At 41.8% G+C, this 13,319-nt stretch carries 12 protein-coding genes and 1 tRNA gene; 6 read left to right on the forward strand and 7 right to left on the reverse strand.

From position 1 onward, the window contains the following. Nucleotides 1-26 precede the first annotated feature (26 nt). The 4 genes from K5L93_RS18980 to K5L93_RS18995 form a co-directional block, all read right to left on the reverse strand. Nucleotides 27-482 carry a DoxX family protein gene (locus tag K5L93_RS18980; protein ID WP_246615095.1) on the reverse strand — a complete coding sequence of 152 codons (456 nt, stop codon included), beginning with the start codon at nt 480-482 and terminating at the stop codon, nt 27-29. Further along, nucleotides 466-1,245 carry an HvfC/BufC N-terminal domain-containing protein gene (locus K5L93_RS18985; RefSeq protein WP_220721241.1) on the reverse strand — a complete coding sequence of 260 codons (780 nt, stop codon included), beginning with the start codon at nt 1,243-1,245 and terminating at the stop codon, nt 466-468. The genes K5L93_RS18980 and K5L93_RS18985 overlap by 17 nt, the downstream gene beginning before the upstream one ends. Then, complete coding sequence (bufB, locus tag K5L93_RS18990; protein WP_220721242.1) at nt 1,238-2,080, reverse strand: MNIO family bufferin maturase; 843 nt, start codon at nt 2,078-2,080, stop codon at nt 1,238-1,240. The genes K5L93_RS18985 and bufB overlap by 8 nt, the downstream gene beginning before the upstream one ends. 70 nt (nt 2,081-2,150) lie before the next feature. Beyond that, the gene (locus tag K5L93_RS18995; RefSeq protein ID WP_016401848.1) at nt 2,151-2,405 is read right to left on the reverse strand and encodes a BufA1 family periplasmic bufferin-type metallophore; all 255 of its coding nucleotides are present in this window, start codon (nt 2,403-2,405) and stop codon (nt 2,151-2,153) included. A 483-nt stretch (nt 2,406-2,888) separates the two neighbouring features. Between K5L93_RS18995 and K5L93_RS19000 the strand changes: the two genes are divergently transcribed. The 3 genes from K5L93_RS19000 to K5L93_RS19010 all read left to right on the forward strand — a co-directional run bounded on the left by K5L93_RS19000 (nt 2,889) and on the right by K5L93_RS19010 (nt 6,730). Then, nucleotides 2,889-3,491: a hypothetical protein gene (locus K5L93_RS19000; RefSeq protein WP_220721243.1), complete on the forward strand. Its 603-nt coding sequence runs from the start codon at nt 2,889-2,891 to the stop codon at nt 3,489-3,491. Between the two features lie 247 nt (nt 3,492-3,738). Continuing rightward, entirely contained in the window at nt 3,739-4,365 is a 627-nt protein-coding gene (gene psrA / locus K5L93_RS19005; RefSeq protein ID WP_220721244.1) for a TetR family transcriptional repressor PsrA, read from the forward strand. Between the two features lie 40 nt (nt 4,366-4,405). Continuing rightward, on the forward strand, nt 4,406-6,730 hold the full coding sequence (locus K5L93_RS19010; RefSeq protein ID WP_220721245.1) for an acyl-CoA dehydrogenase: 2,325 nt from the start codon (nt 4,406-4,408) through the stop codon (nt 6,728-6,730). 316 nt (nt 6,731-7,046) lie between these two features. On the opposite strand, the gene K5L93_RS19015 is transcribed toward K5L93_RS19010, so the two are convergent. Then, nucleotides 7,047-7,895, reverse strand: coding sequence for a MurR/RpiR family transcriptional regulator (locus K5L93_RS19015; RefSeq protein ID WP_016401844.1), 849 nt, complete (start codon nt 7,893-7,895; stop codon nt 7,047-7,049). Between the two features lie 328 nt (nt 7,896-8,223). Between K5L93_RS19015 and K5L93_RS19020 the strand changes: the two genes are divergently transcribed. From K5L93_RS19020 to pdxY, 3 genes are all read left to right on the forward strand, one after another. Further along, nucleotides 8,224-9,189 carry a glucokinase gene (locus tag K5L93_RS19020; RefSeq protein ID WP_220721246.1) on the forward strand — a complete coding sequence of 322 codons (966 nt, stop codon included), beginning with the start codon at nt 8,224-8,226 and terminating at the stop codon, nt 9,187-9,189. A 172-nt stretch (nt 9,190-9,361) separates the two neighbouring features. Continuing rightward, nucleotides 9,362-9,449 (forward strand) — tRNA-Ser (locus K5L93_RS19025). 722 nt (nt 9,450-10,171) lie between these two features. After that, nucleotides 10,172-11,077, forward strand: a complete 906-nt coding sequence (pdxY, locus tag K5L93_RS19030) for a pyridoxal kinase PdxY (RefSeq protein WP_246615096.1) — start codon at nt 10,172-10,174, stop codon at nt 11,075-11,077. On the opposite strand, the gene K5L93_RS19035 is transcribed toward pdxY, so the two are convergent. Together K5L93_RS19035 and K5L93_RS19040 are read right to left on the reverse strand one after the other, a co-directional pair. Further along, nucleotides 10,980-12,080, reverse strand: coding sequence for an ISAs1 family transposase (locus K5L93_RS19035; RefSeq protein WP_220721412.1), 1,101 nt, complete (start codon nt 12,078-12,080; stop codon nt 10,980-10,982). The two genes, pdxY and K5L93_RS19035, sit on opposite strands and share 98 nt — an antisense overlap. 260 nt (nt 12,081-12,340) lie before the next feature. Beyond that, entirely contained in the window at nt 12,341-13,252 is a 912-nt protein-coding gene (locus K5L93_RS19040; protein WP_220721247.1) for a LysR family transcriptional regulator, read from the reverse strand. Nucleotides 13,253-13,319 lie beyond the last annotated feature (67 nt).

The raw sequence follows: 13,319 nt of genomic DNA on the forward strand, positions 1-13,319 counted from the left end.
GTTTTGCAATGAGAATAAGAAGCGGCTTACGCCGCTTTTTTTTGTGCCATTTTTTTGTTTAACAGGTAATCGGCAGAAAATGGACCTGCTCCCCAAATAACATTAATTAGTATCATTAAACCCCAAAGCTGGTGGTCGTAAAAACCACCGGGCCAAAGCACTGGGTAAGACACTACAGCGATGATATTAAAGAAGAATAGCTTCAAAGCAAAAATACGGGTAAACAAGCCAAGTATTAGAAATACCGGCAAAATTAGCTCGGCTGCAGTTCCTAGATAGGCTGCTAGCTCCCAAGGTAAAATTGGAACTTGGTACTCAAGTTCAAATAGATAAAGCGTTGAATCCCAGCTGGTAAGTTTTAAATAACCTGAGCGGAAAAATACAATGGCTACCCATATTCGAGTAAACGTGAGTAATAGAGGGATAAGCAGAAACTGCATCATCTCTACGGCTTTTAGGTAGATATTATAAAGTGGCATCATTTGACTCTCCTATCTCTGATGCAAAACTAAAATGGGATAAACGTTGTAATTGAATAGATTCGCCAAGGAGGGTTTCTAATTCTGCCAAACAGGGTTGAGGTAGTTCACCTAATGGACGTAGTTGCTGGCAATGGCTAAGAAACGCATAACTAAGCGGGGATATTTGCTCTAGCTGAACTTCAAAATCGGCTTGCTTAGTAAATAGTACAAAATCTTGTTCATCTAACTCGATGGCTTCAACTTGGTTTGCTTGAACCATTTGGTAGATAGAAAAAACAGGGTATTGGCTAGCAAGTAAAGACTGATGCGGCGCTAAATGCAGCACTGCATCACCTAATTGCTCTGCTGGTATCGATTGGAGAACTTCTACAGTAAAAAACTGGTTTGTTAATGGTTGTCCAGCCGTCTGTTCAATTTGCCAATCTAGCAGTGCGATATCTGCTAAATAGGGTAGCGTAGATAGTGCGTCTTGTTGTTTTAAGAACTCATTAAAACCTAAGCCAAAGAGGTTGAGGTCACCTTGATTATGACCATGCTGCAAAATGAAGTTTTTAGCGACAAACTTAAAGAATTCTTCACCCACTAGCTTTTGCACTGTTGGGTAACTGGCACTCAAAGCTTCACTAAGGCTTAGCACATAGTTATTTTGGTAGATTTGTATCGACTCTTCAGCGCTTAATGCGATATTTGCCAAGCGAGATTCAAGGCTGGTATCTGTTTGATTTAGTGAGCCAGAAAACTCTTGTTGTAATTGCTTAAGCACAGCTCACCTCGCTTATTGCAAGATCAATATGTTTAGCTTGCGCCACTTCTTCAATGAGCACCTCTAAGGATGGAAAATCGCTGTCCCATTCAATAAGAGTGGGGATGCTATTGGCATAGTATTGCTGAAATTGGCGATACAGTTGCCATACCGGCTCGCTAACTTTTTGGTTGTGGCTGTCAATAAGTACTGTTTTGTTGTCGAGTTGTTTTTCGGTATACCCCGCTAAGTGGATCTCTTTAACCGCGGCTAGGTTTAGTGTCTCTATATACTCTTGGTTATCCCACCCTAGGTTATGCCCACTGACATAAACGTTGTTAATGTCTAACAACAAGCCACAGCCAGTGGCCTCAACTAACCGGTTCAAAAACTCTGGCTCATGAATGTGGCTTTCATGATATGCCAAATACGCCGAAGGATTTTCGATAAGCAGTTGTCGCCCCAAAAAATCTTGTGCTTGGTTAAGGTGGCCTATAAATATTTGTAAGCACTCTTCTGTATATGGTAAGGGCAATAGGTCGTTATAAAAGCGCCCGTTAATGCTGCTCCAGCTTAAATGCTCAGAGACGATAAAAGGATTAACATCATCAATTAATGCCTTTAGTTTCTCTAAATGTGTTTTGCTTAATGCATCAAACGATCCTAGCGACAAACCAACCCCGTGCACGCTAATAGGACTGTGCTCGGCGATTTGCTTAAGTAGATGATAATCGTATGAGTGAGGGTTGAAGTAGTTCTCAGCGTGTATCTCTAGCCAATCTAATTGCTGGTGTTTGTTTAGCAACTGTTCTGCATAAGCTGAGCGCAAACCAAGCCCGTATTGTTTTTTTGTCATAGTGGTGTTCGTTTAAGCGAGGGAGTAGAGAGGCTGCCGAACCAAGTTTAGCTGGTTCGGCAGTTACAAATTAGCTAGATTGTTTGCTACCACCAGCTAGTTTGTCACATAAGCCTTTTGGCAATACAACAAAAGCGTCTGATTGGTTGTCAGCTGTCGCTGTGCCGGCACATGAGCTATTTTTGGTAGCACAGTCGTTTTTACCTGCTTTAGCCACGCCGTAACATTTCTCTTTACCTGCAGCAACAGCTGGAGTGGCGGTAAGAGTACCCAATGCGATTAAACCAGTTACTGCTGTAGCGATTGCAATGTTTGAACCTTTCATAATATTTCCTTTATCAAATTGTGTCGTGTTAAGTACAACTTGTTCACTTAGTTGTAGCTAAGGAAACCGCATGACTAAAGAAAAAATTTCGTGAGTTGTGAAAAAATATCAACAATAGGGTAAAGGCTTTTACAATTTTGTATTAAGCGGCTTTTTGTTAGTGCTAGGTATGGCGCGGCTTAAGCCCTGATTTTGTTAGCTTTAAAAAAGTTATTTATTTTTTTGATTTTTTTAGTGAAAGATTAGGTTGCAGCTATGTAAAATTAGCTCGCTAGTCACTTACCAAAACTCACTAAGATTTGCCCTTAAGTTATTGTCGAAAATTACGCTGCTACGTTTTAAACGAACTCTAGGTAGCATATTGTTATCAGCTTAAGGAAACTTCGGTACGTGGCTTGTCTACAACAGCGCTTGTAACAGTTACGTGCTTTTTCCTACAAATTAGTTAATTATATCAATACATTGTTTAAACAGGTTGAATTTATGAAACAGCTTATCTTGGCTAGCGCCTTGACACTATTGGCTAGCGCCTGCACAACGGTAGTTGAAGAAGATCAAACTCAGCGTAAAGAACAACAATATCGCGATACCATTATTGTGAGTGCAGAGCCCGGTTTTACTGTGTTTAAGCAACAAACAGTATGCGGTCATCCATTGCTAGAAGAAGCCTTGCGAAACCCCCAACGCTCTGATGTGCATGCTTATGATGCTTTTCATGAAGCCTTTGCTCAAAAATTTGAAGACTTAGGTATTCACTATTTATCTCAAGCTGATGATAGCTGTGATTACTGGATGGCTTTTGCATTGCCTACTAGTCAAAAATTGAGCGATGAACAATTGATGACTTTGTTTGGGGTATCGCCAGGATTGGCGGATGACGGCAACCAAGACTTTCAACGTGCTACCTTAATGATGAGTTTGTATACCGCCCAGTCTAATTACAAAATGTGGCAAGTAAGTCTGCAAGCCTTCGCTCAAGTCGAGACCGACGATATGGGACGTCGCCAAATAGCGATTAAACCAGAAGGTGTGGATTACGCGGTAAATCGTGTATTTGCTTATTTAAGTGTTAAGGACGCGCTGTAAATAACAGGCAAAAAAAAGCCCAGCTACAGGGGGCGCTGGGCGTTCAATTTAAGTATTTAATTGCAGTGGCATAGATTAAGACCCAGCGTTTTCGAGAAAGTTTCAAAAATCTTCATTTTTTTCTTAAAAAAATCCGAGCTCAGTTCTCGTTTTTAGTTTCACCCGCAAATTATGCCTAGCGAATGATTGACATCTGAAGGCCTTAAACGTAGATTTTAAACAGGTGTTTTATTTTTAAGGTGTCATAGTGAGACAAGGAACTAAAAGTAAGATCCTCGATGCAGCTGAACGTTTATTCGCTGAACGAGGATTTGCCGATACCTCGTTGAGGTTAATTACTTCTCATGCTGAGGTTAATCTTGCCTCGGTAAATTACCATTTTGGTTCAAAAAAAGAACTTATCCAAGCCGTTCTTATGCGCTACCTAGAGCAATTTATGCCCTTGGTAGACAAAGCGATGTTAGAACATATAGAAGGTGATACACCGCCTAATCTGGACCAAGTGTTCTCTTCGTTTATTGACCCCTTGCTTGAAATGAACCAAGTGAAGAAACACGGAACTGCAATGTTCCTACTATTATTGGGACGAGGCTATACCGACAGCCAAGGGCACCTACGTAAATTTATTACTCATCACTTTGGAGAAGTGCTCAGTCGTTTTCAGGAAGCGGTGAGATTGGCTTATCCAGAGTTATCTGACAGCGACATATTTTGGCGTTTGCATTTCACTTTAGGAACAGTGGTGTTCACCATGGCATCGAGCACAGCCTTAAAAGATATTGCCAGCGCCGACTTTAATGAAGATTTAAATACCGAAGGATTGATCAGAAAAGTAATCCCCTATTTGGCAGCCGGTGTGGGTGCGCCAACCTAAACAATAAAAACTATAAAGTACGTGAAATAAGGATTTGACCATGACTATTTTGTTAATGTTAATAACCGCAGCGGTGGTGCTGTTGTGCATACCCGATACGCGTAAAAAGCTGGTAACTCGACCTGCTTTTAAAGTGTTTAAGAAAATCCTTCCTCCCTTATCTCAAACCGAGAAAGAAGCGATGGAAGCTGGTTCTGTATGGTGGGATGGCGAATTGTTTGGCGGTAAGCCAGATTGGAACAAACTGCACAATTACCCAAAAGCTACTTTAAGTGAAGACGAACAAGCCTTTATGGATGTTCAAGTTGCAACGCTTTTAGACATGCTGGATGACTTTGATATTGTGCAAAATCAACGTGATCTACCACAGCAAGTATGGGACTACTTAAAAGCGGAAGGTTTCTTTGCACTTATTATTCCTAAATCTTACGGTGGTAGAGAGTTCTCGGCCATTGCCAACTCAACCATCGTAAGCACCATCGCTACTCGCAGTTTGTCTGCAGCAGTAACTGTAATGGTTCCTAACTCCTTGGGCCCTGGTGAGTTGTTGCTTCACTATGGTACGCAAGAGCAAAAAGATCACTGGTTACCAGGATTAGCAGATGGTACTCATGTTCCATGCTTTGCGTTAACCGGTCCTGAAGCTGGCTCTGACGCAGGCGCAATTCCCGATAAAGGCATAATTTGTAAAGGTGAGTTTAACGGCGAAGAAGTGGTTGGTATTCGTTTAAACTGGAACAAGCGTTACATTACCTTAGCCCCGGTGGCTACAGTAGTGGGTTTGGCGTTTAAGCTTTACGATCCAGAAGGTTTGCTGGGCGAGCAAGAAGAATTAGGTATTACTTGTGCGCTTATTCCTGCCGACCACCCTGGTGTTCGCACTGGTGATCGCCACTTTCCTCTGGGTTTAGCATTTATGAACGGTCCAACTTTTGGTGAAGATGTATTTATCCCACTAGATTGGATTATCGGCGGTGCTGATTATGCGGGTAAAGGCTGGCGTATGTTGGTGGAATGTTTATCGGCTGGTCGCGGTATTTCTTTGCCAGCCCTTGGCACAGCTGTAGGCCACATGAGCTCGCGTACAACCAGTGCATACGCTTACGTACGTAAGCAATTTGGCTTATCAATTGGTCGTTTTGAAGGGGTAGAAGAAGCGCTTGCACGTATAGGGGGCATGACCTACCAGCTAGAGGCGGCTCGTCGTTTAACTGCTGGCGCTTTAGATTTAGATCAAAGCCCAGCCATTGTTACTGCTATTGCTAAATATCACATGACCGAAATGGCGCGTACAGTATTAAACGACGCCATGGATATTCACTCTGGCCGCGCGATTCAGCTAGGCGCCATGAACTATCTTGGCCACGCTTATAACGGTGTACCAGTGGCAATTACCGTTGAAGGCGCAAATATTCTAACTCGTAACCTTATGATCTTTGGTCAGGGTGCAACCCGTTGTCATCCTTATGTACTTAAGGAGCTACAGGCTGCGGCAAATCCTGATGAAGAAGCAGGTTTGGCAGAGTTTGATAGTTTGCTTCTAAAACACATTGGTTTTGGCGTTGGTAACTTTGCGGGTAGTTTATTCCAAGGTTTAACAGGTGCTGCGTTTAACTCAAGCCCAGTATCGGGCGACACTGCGGTTTATTATCGCCAGTTAACCAGAATGAGCCGCGGATTAGCGCTATGTGCTGATATGTCTATGCTAATTTTAGGTGGCGATCTTAAACGTAAAGAGCGTATCTCTGCCCGTTTAGGCGATGTGTTAAGTAATCTTTATCTAGCTTCTGCCACCTTAAAGCATTATGAAGATCAAGGCCGTCCAGCAGAAGATCTACCTTTTGTTAAGTGGGCAGTTGAGCGTAACTTGCATGAGATTGGCGTTGCTTTTGAAGGTTTCTTCCAAAACTTCTCAAACCGTATTGTGGCTCGTGTGCTTAAAACTGTTGTCTTCCCTTATGGCAATCGCTTTAAGTTGGCCGATGATCAAATAAGTCATCAAATTTGTGAAACCATGATGACGCCAGGAGCAGCACGCGAACGCTTAAGTCACTTGTGTGTAACCACTGGCGGTGAAGGTGACGCAGTAGCGATTATTGAGCAAGCATTCTTAGCTATGTATAAGGTTCGCCCTTTAGAGCGCAAGATTGCTAAGGCTCAAAAAGCTGGCCAGTTACCGCGTAAAGTTGCCCTAGCTGAGATTGTTGAAAAAGCTCTAGCGCAAGACATTCTTTCTAAAGAAGAAGCAAGTAACTTGCTAGAAGCAGATAAGTTGCGTTACCAAGCTATTCAAGTTGACCACTTTGAACCTGGGGTATTAGAAGCAAAAAATGCTCCAATAGAATCTGAAGTGAACGTAGCTTAGCGTTACAGCAGTTTGTAGAAAAAGGATGCTTTGAGCATCCTTTTTTATTGCCTGATATCTAACAGTTAATCTTCAAAGAAGCCCAATAGCCTAGATGTAAGACTTAGGTGGTTATCAGAGTTATCTTGTGTTTTTTACACGCTAGGTTTAGGGGTTTGAACACAACTAATAAGCGATGCTGCAGTTAGCATATCGCGCGGGAAATGGAATACTTAGTGCGGAGCTGTTTAAAGCTAATGGTGCTGGAGAGCGTTAAGTTAAAACGCTGATAAACAGGCACAAAAGAGCCAGCTTTCGCTGGCTCTAACTAGACAGTCTACAACGATTTATCAGTGCGCGAGTCTTTAAGACTTTGTTTTACTTTACGCAAATTTTCACGGAATTTCTCGCCTCGGCGTAGGGTAAAGCCGGTAGCTAATACGTCTATCAATGCCATTTGCGCAATGCGCGATGCCATAGGCATGTAAACGTCAGTGTCTTCTGGTACATCCATAGACAATACAAGGTTACATTCTTTGGCCAATGGAGAGTCCTTACTGGTAATGCCAATAACCGTTGAGTCGTTCTGTTGAGCCAGTACCGCGATATCAATCATCGCTTTAGTGCGGCCAGTATGCGAAATCAAAATAATCACATCTTCTTCGGTAGCCACAATGCAGCTCATGCGCATCATTACTACATCATCAAAGTAGCTAACAGGCACATTAAAACGGAAGAACTTATTTAATGCGTCTTGAGCAACCGATGCAGAAGCACCCAGGCCAAAGAAAGAGATTTTCTTGGCTTGGGTCAATAAATCTACAGCGCGATTTACCGCATTAGGGTCTAAACTGTTTTTTGCTGCTTCGAGGCTCGCCATAGACGATTCGAAAATCTTAGAGGTATAAGCTTCTGGGCCATCTTCTTCGTCAACATGGCGGTTAACGTAAGGTGTGCCGTTCGCTAAGCTTTGAGCTAAGTGCAATTTAAAGTCGGGGAAGCCTTTAGTGTCTAAGCGCCGGCAAAAGCGGTTTACTGTCGGTTCACTTACGTCAGCCAGTTTTGCTAATGCAGCAATACTTGAATGAATCGCCGTTTGAGGGGAGGCGATAATTACCTCAGCAACCTTACGTTCTGATTTGCTGAAGTTTTCTAAATTTTTAGTGATTTTTTCAAGCGTATTCATAATATCCGTTATTTTTAGCGCATTTGTTATGTCGACGTTGTCAAATGTAATAATTTTTCAACAAAGTTATATGTCATACAATTACACAGACACTTTAGTAAAACAAGCTTAATTATGAGCAATCATAGACTAGAGGCGGGTTTTATAGTTTGAGCTAGGTCTAATATCTTTGAAAATGAGTATGCAATTAGTAATTTACTAACGAAATTCTAGAACAAAAGCGGTAAAATTTGACGACATAAATATACTACAGCCATCTTAATGACAGTTTGTTAGGATAGGTAATAATATTTTTCTATTTTTTGAACTTGGTATGAAGGAAAACAAAATGGCCGGTTTTGGTTTAATTGCCGACGTAGGTGGTACAAATATTCGTTTAGCTCTTGTTGAACTTAAAACAGGTGAAATAGGGCGTTTAAAAAAGTATTTATGTGCTGACTACCCAAGCATCGCTGATGTGATTTCCCTGTACCTTAAAGAGCAGCAAGAAACAGTAACTCAAGCTTGTGTTGCCATTGCTTGTCCTACCGACAAAGATTGGATCGCGATGACTAATCACAGCTGGGCCTTCTCGAAGAAAGAAGTACAAGAACAATTAGGCTTTGAAGGTTTCCACGTAATTAATGATTACACTGGCATTGCTATGTCGATCCCAACATTGACTGATGAGCAAAAAATCCAAGTGGGTGGTGGCGAAGCTAAAACAGGCGCGCCGATCGCAGTATATGGTCCTGGTACTGGTTTAGGAGTAGCTCACTTAATTCACCACGACAGCGAATATGTATGTATTCCGGGTGAGGGTGGCCACGTAGAGTTTGCCGCAAATGATGAAAAAGAAGCACACGTTTTAGCCTTTTTGCAAAAACGTCTGGGCCATGTTTCGGCAGAGCGTCTACTTTCTGGCCCCGGTCTAGTAAACATTTATCAAGGTCTAATGGACATGCACGGTAAAACCGCAGAAGATTTCCAGCCTTCTGACGTCACTACTCGCGGTTTAGATGGCAGCTGCCCAGTGTGTGTAGAAGCAATGGAAGTGTTCTGTCGTGCTTTAGGCTCGTTTGGCGGTAACTTAGCGCTTAACATGTCTACCTTTGGCGGCGTATACATTGCTGGTGGTATCATTACACGCTTTATGGATTTCTTTAATAACAGTGAGTTCCGCAAGCGTTTTGAAGATAAAGGGCGTTTTGTAGATTTTGTGGCAAAAGTGCCTGTTTATATCATTACCGAAGAACAACCTGGCTTGCAGGGAGCAGCTGCTTACTTACGTCAAAGTAACGGCTACCGTATCTAGGTCTAACAGCTGTTTAATGAAAAAGAAGCTTCGGCTTCTTTTTTTGTTTGAGTCAGCAAAAATTGTTTAAGAACTCGTCAGTTGCCAGTATTTGGCTAAAAAGTTATTGACCCAAACATAAGTGATCCGTAATCTAGCGCCTCATTATTGCTAAGCGCAATAAATCAAATAAGGTGACGTGTCCGAGTGGCTGAAGGAGCACGCCTGGAAAGTGTGTAAGGGGCAACCCTTCGAGAGTTCGAATCTCTCCGTCACCGCCATCTTCAAGTTTAAAGACGTCCAAGGGCGTCTTTTTTCTTTTCTTGTTTTCAATAAATTCAATGTCTTAGCGTCCATTACTGTCCAGTAACGTCCACTGAAATCCACTGCTTTAAGTAATACCGGAAGTAATACTTGTCTACATCAATTGATGCTAGTATTACTTTTGTACGTGAAAAGCGTATTACTTTGACGTGTTATTTAACGCTATATTGATGAATATAAGCTTTTGAATTAAAGTGATTTTTTGGTGCAAAAGTAATACCTGTTATTTTCGCAAAACGTAGTGAACTGAAAGTATTACTTTTGGGGGCGAATAGCTCCATCTTTAAGTTTGAAAACGTCTTTTCTAACAAATATCTCTATAAGACTCGCGAATCCTTCTGCTTTAAGTTTCTAATTACTTGCTAAGTCCTTAATGGGCTAAGCCTTGGCTAAGTGGTATTAATTTTTGCATGGTTAAGACATTTGAGTGAGATGTAGGGTTTGGTCCTTCAATACTGATTAACGTCATTAAGTGCGCCTAATTACCATACAGCATAGCAAGGCAATGGTAATGGGAGGTTGTTGTTATTGGTAACCCTAAATCATTATCGGTGGGTATTGAATTACTGCGTAAGCTGTCAGATCTTGAAAAGCGTGCGCTTAATTCATAATGCGATAAGCCTCACTAACAGAGCGCAAAGCTGCGCTCAAATTTCTAATTAGTCAGAGTATTCGATTCATGAAAGGTATTATTTCAGTTCAATCACATGTTGTTTATGGCCATGCTGGAAACAGCTCTGCAGTGTTTCCGCTTCAACGCATGGGCTTTGAAGTTTGGCCAGTTCATACAGTACAGTTTTCTAATCATACACAATATGCTCAAGGTTGGACTGGCCAATCCTTTCCGGCAGATGCCATCTCTGATTTGGTCAAGGGGATTGATGCAATAGGGCAGTTACAGCAATGCCAAGCTGTAGTATCTGGTTATTTGGGCGATGCCGAACAGGCAAAGTCATTAATTGCCGCCGTAGACATGGTTAAACAGGTTAATCCAAAGGCGATATACGTTTGCGACCCTGTTATGGGTGACCCTGATAAAGGCTGTATTTTGGCAGAAGGTATTAGCGAATATTTGGTTGAACACGTTATGCCTAAAGCAGATGTGATAGTGCCTAATCAATTTGAATTGAGCCGTTTTGTAGGGATGGAAATCGCTAACTTAGATGACGCCGTTGGAGCATGCAAAGTGGCTTTAGAAAAAGGACCTAAAGTAGTATTAGTTAAACATCTACACAGTTTATCTAAGCAGCAATTTTGCATGATGATGGCTGACTCAAGTGGATGCTATTTGGTTAAGCGCCCTAATTTAGAATTCGATAAAGCACCGGTGGGCGTAGGAGATCTTATTTCAGCTCTATTTACTGGGGGCTTATTGAAAGGTTGGCCGCCGATAATGGCTTTAGAGCATGCAAATAACGCTAGCTTTGGAGTGATAGAGGCCACTCAGCAGTGCGGTGAGTGCAGGGCGGGAGCATACTTTGATGGATTTATAACCCAAAGAAGACTCTTGCCCTATAATCATCGTTCCAACCCGCTTTCTTCAGCTTCACTTTTTGGCTCGGCGCACCACATTCGCATTGCTTGAGCATATTCATCACAAAACGTCTAGATAACGCAATGTTTTCAACGGCACCATCTAAAGTAATACGAGAGCTATCTTCTTTAAAAACAACATCTAAAACATAATGTTGGCTGTTCTCAATCCGCCAATGCTGGCGAATATAATGGCCCAGTAGTTTGTGGTTTGGCGACAAAGAACTAATGTAGTAAGAGGTATCTACAGTACCTTTACCATTGATCACACGATGGCGTTCCACTGCTATGATGCTTCTTATCGTCGGCCATTTCTTCGCCAATTCGTCGGGCAATTTGGCCTTTATCTGAAATACGTATCGCTCTTCGCTGCGACCATGTTTTTTCTCTTTGACCTCGGTGACTATTTTCTCTTTACCTGCATCAAAAATCGCTTGGAACTGCTCCACAACAGCCGCTCTAAGCTTGGGCTGATTATTCTTAACCTGGACAACAACATGCGCTTGTTTTTCTTTGATTTTTTCTAGTGTTTCACGCTGGCAATGCAGTGCATCAACCGTGACAACACTACCCTTTACATTAATGACATCAAGCATTTGACGAACAATGCTTATTTCACCATTTTTAGTCTCAGTCGGCTTTTGGCTTAGAACGAGGCCACGCTCGGTGTCGTAAGCCGTGACCAACTGCAATGCTGTTTTCCTGTCGTTACGATAGGAGCCCCGTAGAACCTTTCCGTCAAAAGCGATAATGGGTTTGTTCTGAGTAGTTCGTTGTTCGTTAATCCAAAGAGCCAAAGCTTCAAGCAAAGATTCCGCAACAACGGAACGCAAGATGCGAGCTATCGTGTGTCTTCGAGGGATGCCATGCTCGAATGGTCGATATTTTCTTAACCAGTCGAGTTTTTCTTCTCCAAAAAATTCAATGTCTTGCCAACCTTCGCATCCCGATGCGATAGCGCTGATCACAAGGAACATAACATCAATAAGGTTGTGTTTCTGGTTGATGTCCGATCGAGTATCTTCTACAACAGATAAGTGTTCAATAAGGTTCAAAATGACTGTGCTGCTGAGGGTTTGGCACAATTAGATCATATTAGTTAACAAAGTGCGATCCCGCCCTGGCGGTGAGTGGGAGCTGCAAACTGTATTTGCACAAGACCAACTAAGCGAACCACACCACAGCTTTCCTGCTTATAAAGTCGCATGAGCTAGCTACAATAGTAGATTTGAATATCTAGATCCTTAATAAGGTTAATTCGAACAGTATAAGGCGAAGCATCAATATACATGCTTCGCTTTTACTATTTTCTCGCTTATTTCTGCGATTGAATTCTTCGTTCGTTAATATAAGCAACAACTAGTGATTCGATGTCTTTCTTTATCTCCATTATCGCTTTAGAGCGCGGAGCCCAGAGTGCAATGGGGAACTGGAAATCATCTCTAACTTCGTTTAACTCTAGTTTTTGTAATTGCAATAACTCGCCGAGGTCTTGTATTGTCACCTTAGGCAGAATTGACCAGCCTACACCTTGCTGAACTAAGCTAAGTAATAGTGAGAAATCTTCAATAACTTCGTAATTGGAAGATAACAAAACTTTCTTTGAAATGTCATCATCTAGATAAGCTTTTAATATCAACTGCTTACTTGTTTTTAAAGCACTAAAAACCTGATTGCTAGGTAATTCTGCCAAAGGGCTGTTTTTGGCCGAGTACAGGCCAAAAGTTAGGTAGCAAAGAAAAGTTGTATCGAAACTCGTGATGGCGTTGCGTTGATCTATATTTACAAAGCCCAATTGAATGGAATCATCTTCGATCCCCGCTCTAACTTCTTCTTTGGTTTTAATGAGGAAGTTAACTTTCATGAATGGATATTTCTCTAACAAGAGTTGGCGAATGCTAACTAAAACCTCACTAGGAATTAGATTGGTATAGGCAATATTGAGGCACTCGAGGTGTCCGTAAGATAGGCTAAGTGCCATTTTATTAAAAGATTTTGCTTGCTCAATTGTTACCTTAGCATAGCTATATAACAGTTGACCTTCACTGGTTGGTTTTGCGCTTCTGCCGATCCGTTCAAACAAATCTACGGCCAGCTGGTCTTCTAGATTGGTTATCACTTGTCCAATGGTGGTTCTATGTTTGTTTAGTTTAATTGCTGCTTCACTAAATGAACCGTGTTCGTATACGGCTACAAACGCTGCAAGTTGTTCCAAACTAAAATGCATGTGGATTTGATCCTTCAATTCCGATTATCACTGTTCAAAGGATAACACTATTCTAAGCAGCAATATA

Source organism: Agarivorans litoreus, from assembly GCF_019649015.1.
Lineage (GTDB): Bacteria > Pseudomonadota > Gammaproteobacteria > Enterobacterales > Celerinatantimonadaceae > Agarivorans > Agarivorans litoreus.

Bases quoted from the DNA above. Each gene is read 5' to 3' on its own strand.
- K5L93_RS18980 (WP_246615095.1), bottom strand. From the start codon at position 482: ATGATGCCACTTTATAATATCTACCTAAAAGCCGTAGAGATGATGCAG.
- bufB (WP_220721242.1), bottom strand. From the start codon at position 2,080: ATGACAAAAAAACAATACGGGCTTGGTTTGCGCTCAGCTTATGCAGAA.
- K5L93_RS18995 (WP_016401848.1), bottom strand. From the start codon at position 2,405: ATGAAAGGTTCAAACATTGCAATCGCTACAGCAGTAACTGGTTTAATC.
- K5L93_RS19000 (WP_220721243.1), top strand. From the start codon at position 2,889: ATGAAACAGCTTATCTTGGCTAGCGCCTTGACACTATTGGCTAGCGCC.
- K5L93_RS19010 (WP_220721245.1), top strand. From the start codon at position 4,406: ATGACTATTTTGTTAATGTTAATAACCGCAGCGGTGGTGCTGTTGTGC.
- K5L93_RS19015 (WP_016401844.1), bottom strand. From the start codon at position 7,895: ATGAATACGCTTGAAAAAATCACTAAAAATTTAGAAAACTTCAGCAAA.
- K5L93_RS19020 (WP_220721246.1), top strand. From the start codon at position 8,224: ATGGCCGGTTTTGGTTTAATTGCCGACGTAGGTGGTACAAATATTCGT.
- pdxY (WP_246615096.1), top strand. From the start codon at position 10,172: ATGAAAGGTATTATTTCAGTTCAATCACATGTTGTTTATGGCCATGCT.
- K5L93_RS19040 (WP_220721247.1), bottom strand. From the start codon at position 13,252: ATGCATTTTAGTTTGGAACAACTTGCAGCGTTTGTAGCCGTATACGAA.